Source organism: Pigmentiphaga litoralis (genome assembly GCF_013408655.1).
Taxonomy (GTDB): domain Bacteria; phylum Pseudomonadota; class Gammaproteobacteria; order Burkholderiales; family Burkholderiaceae_B; genus Pigmentiphaga; species Pigmentiphaga litoralis_A.
In genome coordinates this window covers 3,590,551-3,612,533 of sequence record NZ_JACCBP010000001.1, presented here as the reverse complement: position 1 = coordinate 3,612,533, position 21,983 = coordinate 3,590,551, and the positions used below count along the sequence as shown (strand labels likewise).

At 66.4% G+C, this 21,983-nt stretch carries 20 protein-coding genes; 15 read left to right on the top strand and 5 right to left on the bottom strand.

Features of this window, described 5'->3' with window-relative positions; translation table 11 throughout:
• The first annotated feature begins 12 nt into the window (after window positions 1-12).
• On the top strand, window positions 13-978 hold the full coding sequence (locus HD883_RS16380) for a Bug family tripartite tricarboxylate transporter substrate binding protein (RefSeq protein WP_179583567.1): 966 nt from the start codon (window positions 13-15) through the stop codon (window positions 976-978).
• 24 nt (window positions 979-1,002) lie between these two features.
• On the opposite strand, the gene mrtJ is transcribed toward HD883_RS16380, so the two are convergent.
• From mrtJ to HD883_RS16365, 3 genes are all read right to left on the bottom strand, one after another.
• Window positions 1,003-1,374 carry a JDVT-CTERM system glutamic-type intramembrane protease MrtJ gene (gene mrtJ, locus HD883_RS16375; RefSeq protein ID WP_179583569.1) on the bottom strand — a complete coding sequence of 124 codons (372 nt, stop codon included), beginning with the start codon at window positions 1,372-1,374 and terminating at the stop codon, window positions 1,003-1,005.
• Window positions 1,375-1,463: 89 nt separating this feature from the next.
• Entirely contained in the window at window positions 1,464-2,849 is a 1,386-nt protein-coding gene (locus HD883_RS16370; RefSeq protein WP_179583571.1) for a JDVT-CTERM domain-containing protein, read from the bottom strand.
• Window positions 2,850-3,001: 152 nt separating this feature from the next.
• Window positions 3,002-3,742, bottom strand: a complete 741-nt coding sequence (locus HD883_RS16365) for an IclR family transcriptional regulator (protein WP_179583573.1) — start codon at window positions 3,740-3,742, stop codon at window positions 3,002-3,004.
• 199 nt (window positions 3,743-3,941) lie between these two features.
• Here HD883_RS16365 and HD883_RS16360 point away from each other — a divergent pair, with 199 nt between their 5' ends.
• From HD883_RS16360 to HD883_RS16310, 11 genes are all read left to right on the top strand, one after another.
• A complete protein-coding gene (locus HD883_RS16360) occupies window positions 3,942-5,507 on the top strand; it encodes an acetolactate synthase large subunit (protein ID WP_179583575.1) in 1,566 nt (521 codons plus the stop codon).
• A gap of 48 nt (window positions 5,508-5,555) precedes the next feature.
• Window positions 5,556-6,350, top strand: coding sequence for an SDR family NAD(P)-dependent oxidoreductase (locus HD883_RS16355; RefSeq protein WP_179583577.1), 795 nt, complete (start codon window positions 5,556-5,558; stop codon window positions 6,348-6,350).
• A gap of 18 nt (window positions 6,351-6,368) precedes the next feature.
• Window positions 6,369-7,403: a WD40/YVTN/BNR-like repeat-containing protein gene (locus tag HD883_RS16350; protein ID WP_179583579.1), complete on the top strand. Its 1,035-nt coding sequence runs from the start codon at window positions 6,369-6,371 to the stop codon at window positions 7,401-7,403.
• Between the two features lie 13 nt (window positions 7,404-7,416).
• Window positions 7,417-7,944, top strand: coding sequence for a VOC family protein (locus HD883_RS16345; protein WP_373563383.1), 528 nt, complete (start codon window positions 7,417-7,419; stop codon window positions 7,942-7,944).
• Window positions 7,945-7,993: 49 nt separating this feature from the next.
• On the top strand, window positions 7,994-8,596 hold the full coding sequence (locus HD883_RS16340; protein WP_179583581.1) for an amino acid synthesis family protein: 603 nt from the start codon (window positions 7,994-7,996) through the stop codon (window positions 8,594-8,596).
• Between the two features lie 7 nt (window positions 8,597-8,603).
• Window positions 8,604-9,512: an alpha/beta fold hydrolase gene (locus HD883_RS16335; RefSeq protein WP_179583583.1), complete on the top strand. Its 909-nt coding sequence runs from the start codon at window positions 8,604-8,606 to the stop codon at window positions 9,510-9,512.
• Window positions 9,502-9,798 carry an NIPSNAP family protein gene (locus HD883_RS16330; RefSeq protein WP_179583585.1) on the top strand — a complete coding sequence of 99 codons (297 nt, stop codon included), beginning with the start codon at window positions 9,502-9,504 and terminating at the stop codon, window positions 9,796-9,798. Before HD883_RS16335 ends, HD883_RS16330 begins: the two co-directional genes overlap by 11 nt.
• Window positions 9,795-11,471: a bifunctional 3-(3-hydroxy-phenyl)propionate/3-hydroxycinnamic acid hydroxylase gene (locus HD883_RS16325; protein ID WP_179583587.1), complete on the top strand. Its 1,677-nt coding sequence runs from the start codon at window positions 9,795-9,797 to the stop codon at window positions 11,469-11,471. Before HD883_RS16330 ends, HD883_RS16325 begins: the two co-directional genes overlap by 4 nt.
• Window positions 11,468-13,045, top strand: a complete 1,578-nt coding sequence (locus tag HD883_RS16320) for a sulfatase-like hydrolase/transferase (RefSeq protein ID WP_179583589.1) — start codon at window positions 11,468-11,470, stop codon at window positions 13,043-13,045. The genes HD883_RS16325 and HD883_RS16320 overlap by 4 nt, the downstream gene beginning before the upstream one ends.
• A gap of 90 nt (window positions 13,046-13,135) precedes the next feature.
• Window positions 13,136-14,113, top strand: coding sequence for a Bug family tripartite tricarboxylate transporter substrate binding protein (locus tag HD883_RS16315; RefSeq protein WP_179583591.1), 978 nt, complete (start codon window positions 13,136-13,138; stop codon window positions 14,111-14,113).
• 10 nt (window positions 14,114-14,123) lie between these two features.
• Window positions 14,124-15,551 carry an NAD-dependent succinate-semialdehyde dehydrogenase gene (locus tag HD883_RS16310; protein WP_179583593.1) on the top strand — a complete coding sequence of 476 codons (1,428 nt, stop codon included), beginning with the start codon at window positions 14,124-14,126 and terminating at the stop codon, window positions 15,549-15,551.
• Here the strand turns inward: HD883_RS16310 and HD883_RS16305 are convergent.
• Complete coding sequence (locus tag HD883_RS16305) at window positions 15,538-16,485, bottom strand: LysR family transcriptional regulator (RefSeq protein WP_179583595.1); 948 nt, start codon at window positions 16,483-16,485, stop codon at window positions 15,538-15,540. The two genes, HD883_RS16310 and HD883_RS16305, sit on opposite strands and share 14 nt — an antisense overlap.
• Window positions 16,486-16,592: 107 nt before the next feature.
• Between HD883_RS16305 and HD883_RS16300 the strand changes: the two genes are divergently transcribed.
• The 3 genes from HD883_RS16300 to HD883_RS16290 are packed head-to-tail and all read left to right on the top strand — an operon-like array spanning window position 16,593 to window position 20,693.
• On the top strand, window positions 16,593-17,561 hold the full coding sequence (locus tag HD883_RS16300; RefSeq protein WP_179583597.1) for a tripartite tricarboxylate transporter substrate-binding protein: 969 nt from the start codon (window positions 16,593-16,595) through the stop codon (window positions 17,559-17,561).
• Window positions 17,562-17,565: 4 nt separating this feature from the next.
• Window positions 17,566-19,050 (top strand): sulfatase-like hydrolase/transferase, encoded by a 1,485-nt coding sequence (locus HD883_RS16295; protein WP_179583599.1) that lies wholly within the window; start codon window positions 17,566-17,568, stop codon window positions 19,048-19,050.
• On the top strand, window positions 19,044-20,693 hold the full coding sequence (locus HD883_RS16290; protein ID WP_373563436.1) for a thiamine pyrophosphate-binding protein: 1,650 nt from the start codon (window positions 19,044-19,046) through the stop codon (window positions 20,691-20,693). The genes HD883_RS16295 and HD883_RS16290 overlap by 7 nt, the downstream gene beginning before the upstream one ends.
• Window positions 20,694-20,699: 6 nt before the next feature.
• Here HD883_RS16290 and HD883_RS16285 read toward each other — a convergent pair whose 3' ends face one another.
• Window positions 20,700-21,959 carry a cystathionine gamma-synthase family protein gene (locus HD883_RS16285; protein WP_179583603.1) on the bottom strand — a complete coding sequence of 420 codons (1,260 nt, stop codon included), beginning with the start codon at window positions 21,957-21,959 and terminating at the stop codon, window positions 20,700-20,702.
• Window positions 21,960-21,983 lie beyond the last annotated feature (24 nt).

Sequence of the window (21,983 nt, the reverse complement as noted above, 5' to 3'; positions counted from 1 at the left end):
AAGGAGACAACAATGAAAATAACGCAGACGTTTTGCGTGGCGGCGCTTGCCTTGGCCACGTCGGGCACGTACGCCCAATCCTATCCCACCAAGCCTATCCGGCTCATCATCGGGTATCCCGCAGGCGGCGGCGCTGATGTGGTGGGTCGCGTCGTTGCGCAGAAACTGGGTGAGCGATTGGGGCAACCTATCGTGGTCGAGAACCGGGGCGGAGCAGCGGGCGTCATCGCCACGACGGCCGCCGCCCAGGTTGCACCTGACGGATATACCTTGCTGCTGGGTCACGTCAATGCATTGTCGATTGCGCCCGCTGCCCCGACACCGCTGGGCTACGATGCGACGCGCGATTTTGCACCTGTCGGCTACATCGGATTTGTTCCCAACATCCTCGTGGTCAACCCGGCCACCGGCATCAAGTCCGTCGCCGAGGTGGCTGCGCTCGCTAAGAAGCAACCGGGCAAGCTCAGCTTTGCATCGCCCGGCGTGGGCAGCACCAACCACCTTGCGGGGGAGATGTTCAAGGCGGCAGCGGGTGTCGAGATGCTGCATGTGCCATACCGCGGCAGCGCGCCCGCGATCACCGACCTCTTGGGGGGGCAGGTCACCATGAACTTCGATGCGCTGTCGTCGGTCTCGAACTTCGTGCGTCAAGGCAAGATGACCGCGCTGGCAGTGACCAGCAAGGAACGGAACCCGGCGTTCCCGACGGTTCCGACCATGGTCGAGCTGGGGTACAAGGATTTCGACGTGACCATCTGGTATGGCATCGTCGCCCCTATCAAGACGCCGGCTGACATCGTGAACGTGCTCAATCGCGAGGTCAATGCCGCGCTCGTTGATCCAGGCGTGGTCAAGCAGCTTGCCGAACTGGGCGTTCAACCCAAGCAGATGACGCCTGCGGCATTCGGTACATTGATCCGGCAGGACACCGAAAAGTATGGTCAGGTGATCAAGCGCGCGGGCATTGTCATCGAATGATGCCGGGTGGCAGGATGCGGGACGTCAGACGCCCATCACCATCAGATAGCACGCGTTGAACCACGCGTGTATCACCATGCATGGCACGACAGATCCCGTCACTTCGCGGACCTTGCCGAGCAACAGCGAAGGCAGCAGCACGGCTGCCGCCATTCCGATCGGCTGATAGGGCAGGTGACAGGCGGCGAAGGCGAGGCTGGTGATGACATTGGTTCGGGTAAGGGTCGATGTGTCCGCCATCGCAAGGCGCTTCAGCAAGGCGTGCACCAGGTCCGTCACCGCGCCGCGAAACGCCAGTTCTTCCAGCACGGGCGCGGCCACGATCATCAGGATCGCGGCCTGCAGGGAAATTGGCGGCGGCCGTCCTGGCCCGCCGCCTTCATTCAGCAACGCCAACGCCAGCGCGCCTAAGGGACCTGCGGCGAGAGCCAGCGCAAGGGTCGCGCGGGTTCTGCCGCGAATCACGACAGAAAACACTGGCTGCCTCAGCCGTGCTCGGGGTCGGGCTTGGCCTTGGGTTTGCGCCGACGGATCAGCCCGAGCGCGGCAAGCAGGGTGAGCCCGGCAAGCATCGGATCGAATCCGCCCTTGCCGATGGTGCATCCGCCCCCTCCGCCGCCCCCAACGGACTCAGGCAGCGCTGCCTGCGCGGTGGCAGGAAGATCCACGAATTGGGCGGTCTGTGCGCCGGCATACGATGCCGTCACCTTGCCATCCGTGAAGGCGGCGTTGCCGCAGGTGGCGACGCCGCTTGCGTCGGTCGTTGCGGTGCAGGACGCGTTCGAGCCCTCTGCCTTGAAGGTGATGGGTTGGCCAGACACCTGGCTCCATCCGTTCTGAAGCTTTGCTGTCAGCTTGGCGGGCGTTGGCTGGCCAACGAATTCCACGGTGTTGACACGCCAGGTCGCAAATGACCTTGCGGGATCGAGTCGCGTCAGCCAGGCGGCCGAACATTCGCGGGCCACGGCCAGTTGCCGAAGCACCATCTCCTGGCCGAACACGAACTGGCTGGGCTTGCCGCGCCCCTTGGCGATGATGTCATCCACCTTCAGCACGGTGCCATCCCAGTAGATATGCGGCGTCATCACGCCTTCGACGTTCTGTTCCTTGGCCAGGGTGTAGGTGCGCTCGATGGAGTCCAGATACTGCGCCACGGCGGGCACCGAGCTGGTCATGGATTGACCGCCATTGATCAGTACACGCACATCCCGGCCGTTGTCCTTGACGGTCAGCACGGCCGACGTCGATCCTGGCGTGTGGCCGGGCGTGGAGAGCATGGTGAACGCCTTGCCGCCTACCGAAATCTGCTGCGGCGACAAGTTGTTTGAATCAATCAACTTGGGTTGGTAGGACTTGTTGGCGGTATCGGCGGATCCCAGCCATGACCGCGCACCGAGGTTGTCCAGCAACCACTGCGCGCCGCCATCGTGGTCCCCGTGGCCATGCGTCAGGAACACTTCTTTCAATGGGTAGGAGGCGCTCAGACCCAGCGAGCGGAGCGCCGGCAGGTTGTAGGTTTCCACCTCGGCCGCATTGTTGCCACCGTCCACCATCACGAAGCCGTCGGGCGTCTTGATGATGTACTGCGCCACGTAACGCGAACCGACAATCCACACATCGTCGAAGATCTGCGTCAGTGGCACGCGAATGCTGTTGGTCGCTCGCGCCGCAAGCACGATCGCGTTGTTGTCGTCGGGCAGGTTGCAGTAGAAGGCGCGTGCGTTCTGCGTCATGAACACGTCTCCGCCGACGTTACGGGTGGCGGCGTCTCGGTGGATGTCGCTTTGCGTTTGCGCCGCCACATGCGCCGATGCGCTGATGGCAATGGCAGTAGCGACGGCGCGCCTGATGAAATGACGATGCGGGCTCAATGGTGGTCTCCTGTTTTTTATATTCCCCCAACCTTCCCGGTCGGTTGCGATCAATGTACCGATCGCAACCGCGAAAAGACGTGGTCCAGGTAAAGGTGATCTTTACCTGAAGGTTGAGAGTGGAGACCTGCAATGCCGGATGGAGCTGCCGCCTAGCGCCCCGCGGCAATGCGCTGCGTGATGTCCTGCGCGATGCCCACCAGTTGCCCCGCCAGATACGTTTCGTTGAAGGCATGGAAGCGGTCGAACGCCCCCACCGCAGTGATGCTGCCGATCACGCGTTTGCCATCGAAGATCGGCGCGGCAATGCCTGCCTTGCCATTGTCCAGGTCGCCTTCCGACACGCTGTAGCCCCGCTTGCGGGTGTCCAGCATCGCCTTTGCAAAGGCCTTCCAGTGCTCACCCAGACGCTGCACATCCGGGTGGTCGGCGTTGTCGTCGTACACACGCCGCAGGTGCCGGGATGGCAGATGCGCAAGGATCACGCGGGCGGTGGCGCTGCGGAACAGCGCCATGGGGCGGCCGCGCCCGAATCGCAGGGGTTCGCTGTCGCGCCCCTGTTCCTGGTGGACGTTGATGACGGTGTCGCCATAGAGCTCGCTGAGCAGCACGCTCAGGCCGGTGGTTTCGGCAAGTTGCTGCATGGCCGCCCGGCTGCTGTTGAGCAAGGGGTCTTCTTCGCGCATCTGCAGGTCGAGCTCGATGATGCGCGGCCCGAGCGCGTAGCCGCCGGGCAGGCGCACGAGCAATCCGACGTCGCACAGTTCACGCACGTAGCGGTAGGCCGAGGCGGGGGCGTAGTCGAGTTGAGCGCAGATCGCTTCGATGTCGACGGCCGGGGTGCCGGGCTTGAAAAGGTCCAGCACGTCCAGCATGCGTCTGAGGCTGTTCATAAGAAGGGGCAGTGGCGAGTCACGGGCGTGAGGGTGACGCAAAGGTCGGTGCTTGGCAAGCCGGCACGAAATGCCCGACTTGGGCAAAAACACAGAATTTCGCTCTTGGGATAAAAATGCAAATATCGCTGGACGCCGCCGCTTTTTGATTTCACACTTCTATCCCAGGACGATAATTCTGCAAAAAGGAGTGGCGGCTATGCACACGGGTGCGACGGAAGTTCTCGCGGTTCTGCAGCAGCGCGGGGTGCACGTGTGCTTTGCCAATCCCGGGACGACCGAACTGGATGTGGTCCGCGCGCTGGAGACCCACCCGGCCATGCGCTGCGTGCTGGGTCTGCAGGAAAACGTGTGCACCGGCGCGGCCGACGGCTATGGCCGCATGACGGGAACCCCCGCGCTGACACTGCTGCATCTGGGGCCGGGCTTTGCGAACGGCATTGCCAACCTGCACAACGCACGGCGCGCCCACACGCCAATCATCAATCTGATCGGCGACCACATGAGCTGGCATTTGGCTTACGACGCACCGTTGACGTCGGATATCGAGTCGCTGGCGCGGCCGGTGTCGGGCTGGGTCCGGCGCATCACCGGCACGGCCGATGCCGTGGCCGCGGCAGCCGAAGCGGTGGACCGCTCGCACGACAACGGGGGGCAGGGCGTCACGCTGATCTTTCCGGCGGACTATCAGGCGGAAACAGTCGAGGCAGTCAGGCCGCCTGGCGCCGCCGCCGACCCCTCCGCCGCCTTCACCACCGCGCCGCGTACTGACTTCGACGTAACTGGTTGCGCCGACCGCCTGCGCGCCGCACGCAAGGTCGTGTTCCTGCTTGGCGGCGGTGGCGACACCAGTGGCCTGGGCGAACGGGCCCAGCAGGCTGCGGCCCGGCTGTGCGATGTCCTGGGCGCGACGGCCTATGCCGAGACCTTTCCGGCCCGCGCGGCGCGGGGCGGTGGCCTGCCCGACTTCGATCGCCTGCCTTATTTTCCGGAGCCGGCCCGCGCCGTGCTCGACGCGGCCGACCTGATCGTGCTGGCCGGCGCGCCGACGCCGATCACCTATTTTGGCTATGACGGCCACCCCAGCCAGCTCGTCGAGAACGATCGTCTGCTGGTCCTGGGCACGGCGGGCGATGACCTGGCCACACCGCTCGAGGCACTGGCAGACGCACTGCATGCACCGGCCTACACGCCACAACACCACGACATTCCCGGCACGGAAGACGGCGCCTTGACCCCTGCAGGCATCGCCGCGACCGTCGCGCGCCTGCTGCCTGCCGGCGTCATCGTGTCGGTGGAAGGCGGCACCTGCGGCTATCCGTTCTATGCGGCATCGGCCGGCGCGGCGCGCCACACCACCTTGACCAACACGGGCGGCGCCATCGGCCAGGGCCTGCCCGTGGCATTGGGCGCGGCCGTGGCCTGCCCGGATCGCCGCGTGGTGGCGCTGCTGTCGGACGGCAGCACGCAATACACCATCCAGACCCTGTGGACGCTGGCGCATGAAGCGCTGCCGGTGGTGGTGCTGATCGCGGCCAATCACCAGTACGGCATCTTGCGCAATGAACTCAAACGCGGCGGGCAGGCGCTGGGCGATCGCGCGACGGGGCTGACCAGCCTGGATCGCCCGCGCATCGACTGGGTGGATCTGGCCCATGCCTATGGCGTCGATGCCGCGTCGGTCGAGACGACGGGCGAACTGGCGGCGGCAATGACGCGCGCGCTGGATCGCCCGGGTCCGACGCTGATTGCCATGCAGCTGTAGTCCCACCCCCGCATCCCCCACATCGCACCCGCACTTCAAGGAGACATCATGGATTTGCAACTGAGCGGCAAGGTGGCCGTGATCACCGGCGGCAGCCTCGGCATCGGGCGCGCTTGCGCCGACGCGTTGGTGGCGGAAGGCGTCAAGGTCGCCATCGTGGCGCGCCGGCAGGCCCAGCTCGATGCGGTGGCGCGCGAGATCATGGAAGCCACGGGCGGCGAAGTGATCGGCGTGGCGGCGGACGTGTCCGACACGGCGCAGGTCGAAGCGATGATGGAAAAGGTGGCGAGCCATTTTGGCCGCATCGACATCCTGGTGAACGGCGCGGCGCATCCGGGCGGACTGGTCCGCAGCGAGATCGAACACGCCGATCCGGAAGGCCTGCTTGAAGACATCAACATCAAGGTGGTCGGCTACATGCGGTGCGCCAAGGCCGCGGCGCCGCACATGAAGCGCAACGGCTATGGCCGCATCGTCAATATCGGTGGGCTGACCGGCCGCGGCAGCAAGCAGCTGTCGGGCATGCGCAATGCCGCCATCTGCCATCTGACCAAGACCCTGTCGGACCAGCTGGGCCCATCGGGCATCACGGTCAACGTGATCCATCCGGGGGTGGTCGAGACCCCGCACATCCACGAGCTCTATGAAAAGGAAGCGATCAAGCAGGGGCTGACGGCGGCCGAGGTCGAGGCCAACTACTGCAAGATCACGCCGATCCGCCGCGTCCTGCAACCGCCGGAAATCGCCGACGTCGTGCTGTTCCTTGCATCGCCACGCGCCGCCGCCATCACGGGCGAATCGCTGGCCGTTGACGGCGGCATCACCCGCGGCATCTTCCTCTGACGCTTCCGGAGACAGTTCATGAAAGGCACGATTCTGGTCGGCACCGCAGGGCAGGGCATCCTGCGCAGCGTGGACAACGGCGCAAGCTGGCATCGCCTGGGTTTGCGTGAAGCGATCGAGTTCGATGGCGTGGTGCGCAGCCTGGCCGTGGACCCGTCGGATCCGTCGCGGGTGTTCGCGGGCGCCGATGCGGGCATGTGCATCAGCACCGATGGCGGGGCGCATTTTTCGCGGGTCGACTCGCCCATGAACGGCATGACGGTGTGGGCGATCGCGATCGACCCGACCGATGCGCGCCAGATGTATGCGGGGACCGGAGCGCCATCGCGCGCCGCCATGTTCCGCTCGCAAGATGGTGGCGCGACCTGGACGCGGCTGTCGCCCGACATTCCCGAGTTCTGCCGGGGCGTGAATCGCCCGCGCATCCTGTCGGTGTGCGTCGACCCCCAAAACGGCCGCAACGTGTGGTTCGGGGTGGAAGAAGGCGGGGCATGGCACAGCGCCGATCATGGCGACACCTGGACACGCATCGACCAGGAAGATGGCGTGCTCGGCAATCCCGACATCCACGCGATCAGTGTGCTGCCATCCGCGGGCGATGCGCCGCGGCGGGTGCTGGTCCTGACCGTCAACACGGTCTACACCACCGACGACGACGGCGAGCAGTGGACCGGCGTGCCTTCGCGCACCCGCTTCGACGGCATGTACTACACCCGCACCGTGCAGCCCACCCCGGACGGCGCAGCCCTGATGATCGCGATCGGTGACGGCACGCCGGGCACCCGCAGCAAGCTCTACCGGTCCACCGATCGCGGCGACAGCTGGACCGAAGCGCTGCTGCACACTGCGCCGAACTCCACGTTCTGGGCATTTGGTGCGCACGCGGCCGACGCCTCGCTGATGTTCGCGGGCACCAAGTACGGCGACCTGTTCCGGTCCATGGATGGCGGCGCCAGCTGGTTCAAGGAATGGCGCAGCTTCAGTGAAATCACGGCGATCGCATGGACGCCGTTCGAAGCGCCCGTGCATGCGCATCCTCAATCGATAGCCTGACCGGAGCGACCCCATGACCGAGACCATGACGGACCCCATGACCGACCCCACCGCGAACCCCGGCGCGCAGACCACCCCGCCCCTGCGCCCGCGTATTGCCCGCACCCATCTGTCCTTGTTCGTAAAGGACCCGTTCACGTCCGCGCCCTGGTATGTCGACACGCTCGGCATGCAGGAGACCGCGCGCGGGGCCGAGTGGGTGTTCCTGTCATTCGGGACCAAACACCACGACATCGCTCTGATCCGTGCGCATGACGAGACCGGCACCTACACGCGGGGTCCGATCAACATGCAGCACTACGGGCTGGAGATCGATGGCGGCGTTGACGACCTGCGCCGGCTGTATGGCGCCTTGCTCGCCAAGGGGGTCGAGATCGTCAAGATCACGGATCACAAGATCGGCTATGGCCTGTACTTCCTCGACCCCGACGGGCACAGGCTGGAATTTTTCTGCCCGCTGATCCATGACGACGAAGAAGGCAAGCGCGTGCTGCACGCCTACAACGCGCCCAGCGACCCCATGTCGCTCGAACCGCTCTGACCCGTCCATTTTTCCCGATACAAGGTTTACCGATACAAGGAGACACCCCATGCGCCCCGGCAACTTTGGCGATTTGTTCATCCGCAAGTGGTACCTGCAGTTCGAGGACACCCTGGCGACGGAAAGCGGCGAGCCTGCCGATGGCGAGCCATTGCGCAAGATCGTGATCGCGGCTGCGATCCACAACCCCCATGCGGGCCGCTATGTCGACAAGCTCGAAACCACCATTGCCGCGTCGGCCGCGCTTGGCGTCGAGTTCGGCCGACGCATCCAGGAAGCGGCTGCCGGCCAGGCCATCGAAAGTTATGGGAAGGCGTGCGTGGTCGGCCAGGCAGGGGACTACGAACACGGCAATGCGCTGCTGACCACGGTGTTTGCCAACCCGGTGCGCGAAGCCCTGGGCGGGGCGCTGTCGTGGGTGCCGTCGACCGGCAAGCGTGGCGGGCCCGGCACCACGATCGACATTCCGCTTGCCCACAAAGACGCGCTATATGTGCGGTCGCATTACGACACCGTCAGCGCCACCTTCCACGATGCGCCCAATGCCGACGAAGTGCTGGTGGTGTTTGCCTTTGCCACGCGCGGCCGGCTGCGTGCCCGGCTTGGCGGCCTGCGCGCCGCAGACATCGAAGGCCGTGACGGCCTGAACTGAGAACGCCATGGAACGCCGCGAGTACGCCGTGAAATCGGAAGGATTGTCGCTGCATGTCACCGAGTGGGGACCTGTGCACTGCGATCCGGTGGTGATGCTGCATGGCATCCGGGGCTATGCCGAGACCTTTGCCGGACTGGCAGCGGCCCTGCAGCCCGAATACCGCGTGATCGGCATCGATCAGCGCGGCCGGGGCGCCAGCGAGTGGGATCCGGCGCGCAACTACTACACCGATGCGTATGTGGCGGACCTGGCGGCGGTGGCGGACCATCTGGGTCTGCGGCAGTTTGATCTGCTGGGACATTCGATGGGCGGCATTGCCGCGATCGTGTATGCCGCCGCGCACCCGGCACGCGTGCGCCGCATGGTGATCGAAGACGCCGGCCCGGGCGCGTTCGAAGGCAGCGCGGGGGCGGAACGGATACAGCGCGAACTGGCGACCACGCCTGCCGGTTTTGCGGATTGGGATGCGGCCATGGCCTTCATGCGCGCGCTGCGTCCCACGGTGACGGAAGCGGCGCGCGAGCAGCGACTGCGCAGCATGCTGAAGGTATTGCCCGACGGGGGATACACCTGGCGCTATGACCACGCGGGCATTGTCGCGACCCGTCTGCATCCGGATCCCGCGCGGGTCGTGGACTTGCGGCCGCATGTCGCGCAACTGGCTTGTCCGACCCTCGTGCTGCGCGGCGGCCGGTCCGATTACCTGCAGAACGCGTCGGCGCAGGCCATGGCCGACGCCAATCCGAACATTCAGTGGAAAGAGGTGCCCGATGCGGGGCACTACATCCACGACGACCAGCCCGCGATCGTTGCCGGCCACGTCCGGGCATTTCTGTTGGCCCGCGACATTCCAGTGACCCGCGACGTGCAAGCGACCCCGACGCATCGTTCAGGAGACTCCCATGTTGGTTGAGATGCGCACCTATACGCTGGTGCCCGGCGGTGTCGCCGAATACCTGCGGCTGTATGAAGGCGACGCCCGCGCGCTGCAGACGCGGCTGCTGGGTGACCTGGCCGGGCTCTATCAGACGGAGACCGGCGAGTTGAATCAGCTGGTCTTCCTGTGGCGGTATGCCTCGGCCGAAGACCGCGTGCGGCGGCGGGGCGAACTCATGGCCGATCCGGGCTTCACGGCATTCCGCAAGGCCACGCGCCATCTGCTGGTCCGGCAGGAAAACCGGATGTTGAGTCCGCTATGACCGCCGCGCTGCAAGCCCTGCCCGGGTCTGCGTCGGTGCCCGCGCCGGCGACCGACACCGTGGACGTCCTGGTGATCGGCGCCGGCCCGGTCGGCGCCACCCTGGCCAATCTGCTGGGCACCTATGGCGTCCGCACGCTGGTGCTCGAGCGCAATACCGAGATCCTGGACTACCCCCGCGCGGTCGGCCTGGACGATGAAGCCATGCGCACCCTGCAAGGCGCGGGGGTGGCCGACAGCATGCTGAAAGACATGATGCAGAACGTGCCCATGCGCATGTATACGGCCAGCAATCAATGTTTTGCCGAGTTCCTGCCAGCCACGCGGGAATTCGGATGGTTCCGGCGCAACCTGTTTTCGCAGCCCCTGGGTGAACGGGCGCTGCGCACCGGACTGCAACGGTTCCCGCATGTGGAACTGCGTTCGGGTGTGGAACTGACGGGGCTCGAGCAGGATGCCGAGGGTGTCACGGCGCGGGTGCGCGATGCCGATGGCACGGAACGTGTCGTGCGGGCCAGCCTGCTGCTGGGCGCGGACGGCGGCCGCAGCACCGTGCGCGAAAAATTGCTGCAGCTGCCCTTCCCGGGCGCGACCCATGCGCGCAAGTGGGTTGTCATCGAATGCGACAACGACCCGCTCGACGCACCCTACACGGCGCTGCATTGCGACCCGGTCCGGCCCTATGTCTGCCTGCATCTGCCCTATGGCATCCGCCGGTGGGAATTCATGCTGTTTCCAGGCGAAGACGACGTGCAGATGCTGCATCCCGACAAGGTGCGCGAACTCCTGAGCCGGCAGGTGCCCGATCCGGGGGCGCTGAACGTGATCCGCGCCCGGGTCTACACGCACCATTCGCGCATCGCCTCCAGCTTCGTCGTGGGCCGGGTCTGCATTGCGGGCGACGCGGCGCACCTGACGCCGCCGTGGATCGGGCAGGGCCTGAACGCCGGCCTGCGCGACGCCTGCAACCTGGCCTGGAAGGCCGCGTGGATCGTGCAGGGCCGGCTCAAGCCCGAGGCCTTGGCGACCTACCACGATGAGCGCCATCGGCACGCCAAGGCCATGATCGAACTGGCCGACCTGTTCGGCGCGGTGCTGTCGCAGACGCAGCCGGCGCTGGCCTGGCTGCGCGACCGCACCTTCATGGCGATCCGCAATATTCCACGGCTGCGCGATTACGTGCTGCAGATGAAGTTCAAGCCCATGCCGCGCTACACCGACGGGGTGGTGCTGGATGCGGAACGCAACGATGGCGTGGGCCGCATGTTCATCCAGCCGACCGTGGACACGGCGGATCGCAGCGGCATTCGCCTCGACGACGCGCTGGGCCATGGCTTCACGTTGCTGGCCTGGCGGCACATGCCTGGCTTGAGCGCCGCCGCCCTGGATGGGCTGGACCGGCTTGGCTGCCATCGGACCGTCGCGGCCATGGCGCGCAGCGGTCCGTCCAGCGGCCGTCGCATCGATGTGCCCGCCGGCGTGGCGTTGATCGAAGACACCGAAAACGCGCTGAACCTGTGGTTTCGCGCGGCCGGGGTCGACTGGGTGCTGATCCGTCCGGATCGCTACATTGCGGCGATGGGCAAACGCGCCGATGCGGACGCCACCCTGCGGCGCTTTGTTGACCGGTTCGTGCCGGCCGCGCCTGCCTGTGCCGCCAAGGAAGCCGCATGACACCGACCGTGACCCGTAACGTGCTGTTCGTGATGTGCGACCAGCTCCGCGCCGATGTGCTGTCCTGCTACCGGCCCGGTGGCGCGCTGCAGACGCCGAACATCGACCGGCTGGCCGCGCTGGGCGTGCGCTTTGATCGCGCCCACGTCAGCTCGGCCGTGTGCGGCCCATCGCGCGCGTCGTACTACACGGGCCGTTATCCGGTGTCGCATCGGGTCACCTGGAACCGCGTTCCCATGCCCATCGACGAATGGAGCCTGGGCGACTACCTGGCGCAGCATGGCCGTGAATGCCACCTGTTGGGCAAGACCCATTTCGTGCCCGATGACCGCGGCATGAAGCAGCGCGGCCTCGATGTGTCCGGCGCGGCCGCGGTGCGGTTCCGGCAAGGCGGCTTCACGCCGATCGAACGCTACGACGGTCACTTCGAAATGCAGGCCGACAGCCCGTACCGGCAGCACCTGCTGGCGCGCGGCTACGACAGCGACCGGCCTTGGGAAGACTACGTGATCGGCAGCCTGGACACGGACGGGGCGTTCGCATCCGGCTGGTATCTGCGGAACGCGGGCCTGCCCGCGCGCGTCGATCGCCGCGATTCCGAGACGGCCTATCTGACCGACCGCGCGATCGATTTCATCCAGGCCAAGGGCGAGTCCCCCTGGACCCTGCACCTGTCCTACATCAAACCGCATTGGCCCTACAAGGCGCCTGCGCCGTACCACGCGATGTTCGGGCCCGCCGACTGCGCGCCGCCCGTGCGGTCGGCCAGGGAACGGTCGCACCCGCACCCGGTGCAGGCGGCCTACCAGAAGCATGAAGAGTCCGAAGCGTTTGCGCACGACACGGCCTGGCAGACCATCAAGCCGGTGTACCTGGGCCTGGTCAGACAGATCGATGACGAGTTCGGCCGATTGCTGGACGTGCTTGATGCGGCGGGGCGGATGCAGGACACGCTGATCGTGTTTTCGTCCGACCATGGCGACCACCTGGGCGATCACTGGCTGGGTGAAAAGGAAGTGTTCTTTGACAGCGCGATGCGTGTGCCGCTGATCGTCTATGACCCCGACGCTCGCGCCGCCGGGACTCGCGGCACGGTATCCCACGCCTTTGCGGAATGCGTCGATGTGGTCCCGACCATCCTGGATGCGCTGGGCATGTTGCCGCGTTCCCAGCGTATCGAAGGGCAGTCGCTGCTGCCCTGGTTGCGCGGCGAGACGACCGGCACGCTGCGCGAGATCACCGTGGGCACGCTGGACTACGCCTATCGCGAGGCCCGCCTGACCCTGGGACGCGGGGTGGACGAGAGCCACGGCACGATGGTCCGCGACGACCGCTACAAGCTGATGCTGTGGCAAGGCTATCGCCCGCAGCTGTTCGACCTGCACGACGACCCCGATGAATTGCATGACATCGGCAACGATCCGGCCACGGCGCCCGTGCACCGCCGGATGCGCGAGGCGCTGGACGACTGGCATGCCCGGCGTCGGCAGCGCGCGACGGAGTCCGATGCCGACGTCGTCCTGCGCACCCATGCCCACGAACGCATGATGAATATCCTGATCGGACGCTGGTGACCCGGCGAGACAGCTTTTCGACCCGGCGGTAACGGCCGCCGGGGGATCCCTGCCGGCCCTGCCGGTGCAGTGCAACCTCTGGAGAGCAAGATGGGAAGTCTCGACCCGAAATGGGTGATCGCAGCATTGGGTTGCGTGGCAGCGTTGTGCGGCGCGCCGGCCAGCGCGCAATGGCCGGCAGGGCAGGTCAGGATCGTCGTTCCCTATCCGCCCGGTACCGAGCCCGATGTCATGGCGCGCGACATCGGCCAGCGCCTGAGCCACAACGGCAACGTCGTGGTGATCGAAAACCGTCCGGGCGCCAACGGCATGATCGGCACCGCGGCGGTGGCCAAGGCCGCGGCCGACGGCAACACCCTGTTGATGATCGACCGGCTGGCCCTGGTCACCAACCCCATGCTGTACAGCACGCTGCCCTACGATCCCAAGACCGACATCCGGCCCGTGGCCGAAGTCGGCAGGATCAACCTGCTGGTGGCCGTGCGCCAGAACTTTCCGGGGTCGACCTACAAGGACTTCGTCGCCTATTCCAGAACCGCACCGGGCAAGACCAATGTCGGGACGGGCGGCAATGGCCACGTGAATCATCTCGGCATGGAAATGCTGGCGCAGTCCGAGAACATGCAGTTTTCGTACGTGCCGTACAAGGGCGTCGCCCCCGCGATCAATGCGCTGCTGGCAGGGGAAGTGGATGCGGTGATGGCAGGCGGGCTGGTCATGTCGCAGCATGCGGGCGGGGGCCGCATCAAGGTCCTGGCCGTGGGCGATACGACGCGCAGCGCGTTCCTGCCTGACGTGCCGACGCTGGGTGAAGCCGGCGGCAAACCCGGTGCGATTCCGTCCACCGTGTTCATGCTGGCCGCGCCAGGCAAGACACCCGCGCCCGTGATCGACCAGGTCAGCGCGGCGATCAACAAGGTGCTGGCCGATCCGGAACTGCAGGCTTCGTACCGCAAGCGGGGTGTCGAGTTGTTGAGCTCGACCCCGGCCTCGTCGCAGGAAGGCATCCAGCGCGAAACCGTGGTGTACGACGCGCTCATGAAACGTTCGCCAATCAAGCTGCAATAAGAGGCCGCGCATGTACCCGAGCCTGACCTTCACTCTGGACGGAACGCCAATCGGCGCCGAGAGCAGAACGACGCAGCCGGTCATCAATCCTGCCACCGGCGCGTTGGTCGGATCGTTGCCCTGCGCAACGACCGAGGATGTCGACGCCGCGTTGCAGTCGTCGCAGCGGGCCCTGCCCGGATGGCGGCGCATGTCGCCGCTCGACCGGTCGGCCATCCTGCGGCGGGCCGCCACCCTGACGCGCGATCGCGCGCCGGACATCGCGCGCGGCATTACGCTTGACGAGGGCAAGCCGCTGGCCGAAGCCCTGGGCGAAGTCATGTCGTGTGCCGAACAATTCGAGTGGCACGCGGAAGAGGGCAGACGCATCTATGGCCGCGTCGTGCCCCCGCGGCTGCCCGAGGTGCGGCAGATCGTGCTGCGGGAACCGGTCGGCGTGTGCGCGGCGTTCACGCCGTGGAACTTTCCCATGTCGCAGGCCGTGCGCAAGGTGGCGGCGGCGTTGGCGGCCGGATGCACGCTGATCCTGAAAGGGCCGGAAGAGTCGCCCAGCGCCGTGGTGGCGATGACCGATTTGCTGCACGAGGCGGGACTGCCCCCTGGCGTGTTGAACACGCTGTGGGGCGACCCGGCCGCGATTTCCACGCAGCTGATCACGTCGCCCATCGTGCGCAAGATCTCGTTTACCGGATCCGTGCCGGTCGGCAAGCAGCTGGCCGCACTGGCCGGCGCCCACATGAAGCGGACGACGCTGGAGCTGGGCGGGCATTCGCCGGTGCTGGTGTTCGATGATGCCGACATCGATCGCGCGGCCGCCATGCTGGCGCAGTTCAAGCTGCGCAACGCGGGGCAGGTGTGCGTGTCGCCCACCCGTTTCTATGTGCAGCGCAAGGCCTACGACCGGTTCGTGGCGGCGTTTGCCGATGCGATGTCCACGACCCGGGTCGGCGACGGGCTGGCCGAGGGCACGCAGATGGGGCCGCTGGCCAACGCGCGGCGCGTGCAGGCCATGGAAGCGTTCGTCGACGATGCCGTGTCGCGCCGCGCGGAAGTCGTGACCGGCGGCAGGCGTATCGGCGACACCGGCTTTTTTTATGCGCCGACGGTGCTGGCGGGCATCGTCGACGACGCGCGCATCATGACCGAAGAGCCCTTCGGTCCCGTCGTGCCCGTCACCCGCTTCGATGCGATCGACGAGGTGCTGACCCGCGCCAATGCCTTGCCGTTCGGCCTGGCGTCCTATGTGTTCACCGAGAGCCTGAAGACCGCGCATGCCGTGTCCAACGGCCTGGAAGCCGGGATGGTGAACATCAACCACTTTGGCATGGGCAACGTCGAAACGCCTTTTGGCGGCATCAAGGACAGCGGCATGGGCAGTGAAGGCGGCACCGAAAGCATGGATGGCTACCTGGTGACCAAGTTCATTACGCAGATGTAGGGCGCGTCATCGGCAGGGTCGGCAACCGGCCGGTGGCGAACGCCGTCATCAGCTGGATGACACGGCGATGGGCGGGGTGCGGCGTCGCGTCCCGCAGCAGGATGGCGCCCACTTCCTGGTAGGGCGTCTGCAGCCCATCCAGACAGCGCACCAGCCCTTCGTCCTGCAGGCGTGTCGCTTCGCTTTCGGGAAACAGCGCCAGCAGGGGATGCGAGGTCATCATCGGCAGATCATTGAGCCCCAGCATCGACAGCACCGATGCCTGCGGCGGCGCCAGGTTGTCCGACAGGAAAGCCTGTTCGAACACATGGTGCGCAAAGGTGCCCGGCGGCGGCAGGATCCATTCCTGAGTGGCCAGGGCCGCCAGGCTGGCCGACCGCTTGCGCCACCACGGATGCCCGCGGCCGCACACCACCACGAACCGGTCGCGATAGATCGGGTGGTATTCGAATTCGGCGCGCCGAAAGCCCGCGTCGCATCTTCCGAACACGACGTCCAGCGCCTTGCGTTCCAACTCGGCCAGCATGTGTTCGCGGGTGCCGCGATGCAGGCTGACCAGCATCCCGTCTTTCAGCAACGCTGCCGGCAAGGTGCCCGACACCGCGGCTTCGGCCACGCGCGTCGTGCCGATCGCGAACCGTTCGCGGGTGCCGAGCTTGGCGCGCTGGGTTTCACGTTCCAGATCATCGACGTTGCGCAAGATCGCCCGCGCGCGCTGGACCACCACCTGGCCAGCCGGTGTCCACTGCAACCCTTCGCCTGTCGATTCGAACAGCGCGTCGCCCACAATGTCGCGCAGGTCCCGCACGGTCTTGGACACCGCCGGCTGCGTCACATGCAGCAGACGGGCCGTGCGCGAGACGCCGCCCATGTCGTACAGGGTCACAAGCAGGCGCAGGTGCCGCATGGTCAGGCGACGGATGAGCTCATTCATGGCATGGGCATAAAGGAACGGTTATGGCGCTCGGATGCGGATTCATTATCCGCGCCAGGGCATCTTACCTAGAATGGCTTCACCGTAGTACTTGTCAGGACGATGCCATGAGATGCACCCGACGCAGTTTCCTAGGCGCCAGCGCCGTACTGTTGAGCGGCCTGCCGCCTGTCCGCGCCGCGGCGCCGCCGTCGCGCCTGCGCTTGCTTGTCGCCGGGCCGGCCGGGGGCGCGGTGGACGTGGCGGCGCGCCTTGCGGCCGACCAGCTCAAGGAATCGGGCTATCTCGCCATTGTCGAAAACCATGCGGGCGCGGCCGGGCAGATCGCTGTCGAGATGCTGGCCCGCGCGCCCGCCGATGGCGGCACGGTGCTGGTCACGCCGCCGGGCGTGTTCACAATCTTTCCGCACATCTACCCCCGGCTGCCCTATCGCACCGCCGACTTTTCGGGCGTCGGCACCCTGTGCGGTTACCAGTTCGCGCTGGCCGTGGGGCCGGCGGTCAAGGCCGATACCGTGCCCGGCTTTCTGGACTGGGCGCGCACGCGGCCCGAGCAGGCGTCCTACGGCACACCGGGCGCGGGGACCGAGCCGCACTTCATCGGCACCGAGCTGGAGCGCCTGTCGGGCGTCAAGCTGGCGCATGTGCCCTACCGCGGCGGCGCGCAGGCCATCAACGACCTGGCGGGTGGGCATCTGCCCGCGGTGATTTCGGCGGTGCCCAATCTGGTGGCGCAACATCAGGCGGGCAAGATCCGTGTGCTGGCGACCACCGGCAGCCACCGCAGCGACTTCCTGCCTGCCGTGCCGACCATTGGCGAAGCAGGCTATCCGCAGATTACCGGCGACCTGTTCTATGGCGTCTTTGCGTCGGCCAAGGTGCCAGGCGACACGCTGGCCGGGCTGTCGCTGGCCTTTGCCCGCGCGGCGCAGGCCACGGCGTTCCGCGATGGCCTGCGCCGGATGTCGCTCGAACCCATGACCTTGTCGCGCCCGGATCTGGCCGCCACGATGTCAGCCATGAGCGACAAGTGGGCGGCCGTGGTGAAACGTTCCGGCTTCAACCCGGAGACGTGAAGACATGGCTGCAGATCGCATGAACACCCTGTTCCTGATGTCCGACGAACATAACCCCTGGGTAATGGGGTTTCTTGGCCACCCCTGCGTGCGCACGCCCAACCTGGACCGGCTAGCCGCGCGAGGCACGACGTTTACCCGCGCCTGGGCTGCAAGTCCGCTCTGCGTGCCGTCGCGCGCATCGATCGCCACTGGCCGCTATGTGCATCAGCATCAGTGCTGGGACAACGCCATCGCCTATCCGGGCAATCCGCGTTCGTGGATGCACGCGCTGTCCAGGGCGGGTTATGTGGTCGATGCCATCGGCAAGCTGCACTTTCGCAGCGCAGGCGATCCGGTGGGCTTTCGCCAGCAGATCGAGACCGTGCACATCCAGGACGGTATCGGCCAGGTCTGGGGATCGGTGCGCGATCCCTTGCCGTCGACATCGAGCCGGTCCGGCATGTTCGACAAGCTGGGCGCAGGCGAGTCGGCCTACAACCGGTACGACCGTTTCGTGCGCGATGCCGCCTGCCATTGGCTGGAAAGCCATGCCGGAGGCGACGCGCCCTGGACCCTGTTCGTCGGGCTGGTCGCGCCCCACTTTCCGCTGGTCGTGCCGCCGTCGTTTCTAGAACGCGTTCTGAACGATCCGGGCCTGGAAGCCTGCCTGCCGGTCGATCCGCCGCCGCGCCACCATCCGTGGGTGACCCGCATGCTGTCCTACATGGACCATGATGCCGCCCTGGGGACGGCAGAACGCCGGCGGCTGGCCGTCGCCGCCTATCTGGCGCTGGTCGAGTTCATGGACGGACTGGTCGGCGATATCCTGGCCGCGCTGGAAAAGAGCGGCATGGCGGATACCACCCGCGTCATCTACACGTCGGACCACGGCGACAACCTGGGCGCCCGGCGGTTGTGGAACAAAGGCACGATGTATCGCGAATCGGCCGGCGTACCGCTCATCCTGGCCGGTCCCGACATTCCCGCCGGCAGGCTCTGCACGACCAACGTGAGCCTGGTGGACCTGCATCCCACCTTGCTGGCGGCCCAGGGCTTGCGCTGCGTCGACCCGGGGTTGCCGGGCCGGTCGCTTCTGGACATCGCGTGCGAAGCCGACGATCCTGAACGCATCGCCTTTTCGGAATACCACGGCGTCGGGTCGCCCACCGGCGCCTACCTGGTCGCCAATGGCCGCTATGTCTACCACCACTACGTGGGCTATCCGCCCGAACTGTTTGACGCCGTCAACGATCCGCGCGAGCAGCATGACCTGAGCGACGACCCGGCGCATGCGGCGGCCCTGGCGCAGATGGTTGCGGCGCTCAACGACATCGTCGATCCCGGCAGGGCCGATGCCGCGGCCAAACGCGACCAGCGGCAGCTGGTGGCAGCGCATGGGGGGCCCGAACAAGCGCTGCGCAGCGGCCATCGCGGCGCGACCGGCGTGCCGGGCGGCGCATCTTCTTCCAATTCCCTTCCGTCCATCCTGAGTGAGCCCACATCATGAATGCAGCCACGCCCACCGTGGGCGATGCGATCGTCGACTACCTGCACCGCCTTAGCGTCGAACACGCTTTTGGCGTTCTTTCCATCCACAACATGCCGCTGCTGGATGCGCTGGGGCGCGATGGCCGCATCCGGTATGTCGGTGCACGGGGCGAAGCCGGCGCGGTCGGCATGGCGGACGCCTGCGCCCGTGTCACAGGACGGATAGGAGTTGCGTTCACCAGTACCGGTACCGGCGCGGGCAACGCCGCGGGCGCGTTGATCGAAGCGTTGACCGCCGGCACGCCCCTGCTGCACATCACGGGGCAGGTGGCTGTGCCTTACCTGGATCGCGGGCGATCGTACGTCCACGAAACCAAGGACCAATTGAGCATGCTCACCGCGGTATCCAAAGCCGCGTTCCGCGTGTGGTCCGCGCGAACGGCCTTGGCCACGCTGGAAGAAGCGGCGCGCGTGGCCATGACCGCGCCCACCGGCCCGGTCAGTGTCGAGATCCCGATCGACCTGCAAGGCGAGCCCTTCATGGCGATGGTGCCGGCAGCGCCGCGCGTCGAGCGCGCCGAGCCCGACGATGCCGCGTTGCGCGAACTGGCCATTCGGCTCAAGCAGGCGCGCCGCCCGCTGCTATGGGTGGGCGGCGGCGCGCGCCATGCCAAGACCGAAGTGCGGCGTCTGCTCGACATGGGCTTTGCCGTCGTCACGACCCTGCAGGGCCGGGGCATCGTGCCCGAAGACGATCCGCGCACACTGGCTGCCTTCAATTCGCAGCCCGCGATCGAAGCGTTCTATGGCACCTGCGATGCGCTGCTGGTGGTCGGGTCGCGGCTGCGGGTTCCCGAGACCCTGACCCACACCTTGAAGCTGCCGACACCGTGTTATCAGATCGATGCCGATCCGCTGGCGTCGCAACGCGGTTACCCGACCGATCTTTTCGTCTGTGCCGATGCGCAGCGCGCGCTGTCGCGGCTGATCGCCTTGCTGGAAGAAGGCCTGGCCATCGATCCGGCATTGCAGGAGGACGCGGCCACCGCGCGGCACCAGGCGGCCAGCATGCTGCGTGCGGCGGTGGCGCCGTATGACCAGGTGGCGGACGCCTTGCAAATGGTGTGTGGCCGCGACTTCAACTGGGTCCGCGACGTCACGATCTCGAACAGCACGTGGGGCAACCGGCTGTTCCCTCTGCTGGATGTCGCCCAGGGCGTGCATGCCGTGGGCGGAGGGATCGGCCAGGGCCTGGCGATGGCCATCGGCGCCGCGGTCGGCACGCCCGGTCGCCGCACGTGGGCGCTTGCCGGTGATGGCGGCTTCATGCTGAACCTGGGCGAACTGGCCACGGCCGTGCAGGAAGATACCGGCATGGTCCTGCTCGTGATGAATGATGGGGGGTATGGCATCCTGCGCAATCTGCAGGACGCCGATTACGGTGGCCGGCGCTATTACGCGGACCTGCACGGCTTCGATCTGCGGCTGCTGGCCGAATCGGTCGGCGCCAGCTACCTGCGGGTGGGCACGATGACGGAGGTCCAGGAGGTACTGGCGGTGGCGGCTCGGCGCCGGCCGCCGGTCACGCTGATCGAATTCGACATGCAGGCGATCGGCCCGTTCGCCAAGCCCTTCACCGGACCGCCGCTCGGGAAGGGCTGACGACGATCAGGCCTTGCCGGCCACCTTGTCCAGGCAGCGCGCAAAGTCCGCCAGCAGGTCGTCGGCTTCTTCCAGGCCCACCGACACGCGGATGAAGCCGTCAGGAATGTCCATTTCCTTGCGCTTCTCAGGACCGGCTTCCCAGAAGATCGTGGCGGCGACCGGAATAACCAGGGTGCGGGTATCGCCCAGGCCCGTCGCCTTGATCGGGATGCTCAGATCGTTCATGAAGGCCACGGTCTGGCTGGCGTCGCGCAGCTCGAACGACAGCAGCCACGCGTTGGCGCGGAACAGTTCCTTTGCGCGGGCGTGTTGCGGATGGTCGGGCAGGCCGGGGTAGGACACGCGGCCCACGGCGGGGTGCGACACCAGGAATTCGGCCAGGGCTTGCGCGGTCTGGCTGCTCTGGCGCACACGCAGGGTCAGCGTTTCCATGCCGATCGACACCTGGTTCGCATGCTCGGAAGACAGCGAGCCGCCCATGTCGCGCAGCCCCTTCTTGCGGATCTGCTGCAGGCCTTGCTGGGCGGGCGCGACGTCGCGGTAGGCGTCGGCAATGTTGGGATAGCTGGCCCAATCGAACAGGCCGGTGTCGGTCACGGCGCCGCCAAGTGCGGCGCCGTGGCCGGACAGGGTCTTGGTCAGCGAGTTGATGACCAGCGTGGCGCCGACGCGCTTGGGCTTGAACAGGGCAGGCGATGTAATCGTGTTGTCGACCACGTAGACCAGGCCCTTGTCGCGGCAGATGTCGCCAATGCCTTGCAGATCGACGATCTGGGTACCGGGGTTGGCAATGGTCTCGACAAAGACCATGCGGGTGGCCGGCGTGATCGCATCGGCCACGCGCTGGGCATCGGTCAGGTCGTCCATGGTGACCAGGATGCCGAACTGGCGCAGCGTGCCGAACAGGCTGTTGGTGTTGCCGAACACATGCTGGCTGGCAATGATGTGGTCACCGGCCTTGAGGAGGGTCAGGAAGACGGCAGTGATCGCGGCCATGCCGGTCGCGAAGCAGACAGTGCCGACGCCTTCTTCCAGTTCATTGATCTTGGCTTCGAGCATGGCCGACGTGGGCGTGGCCTGGCGGGCGTAGTTGAACGCGCCTTTCTTGGTGCCCTGGAACATCCCGATCAGGTCTTCGACCTTCTCGAAACCATACTGGGCGGACATATGGACGGGGGAGCGCAGCGCGCCGAATTCCACGCCGACGCGGCGGTCGCGGTGGACGATGGTGGTGGTGATGCCCTGCTTGTCTGTCTTGTCCATGTGAATCGCATTCCTTGAAAGTGT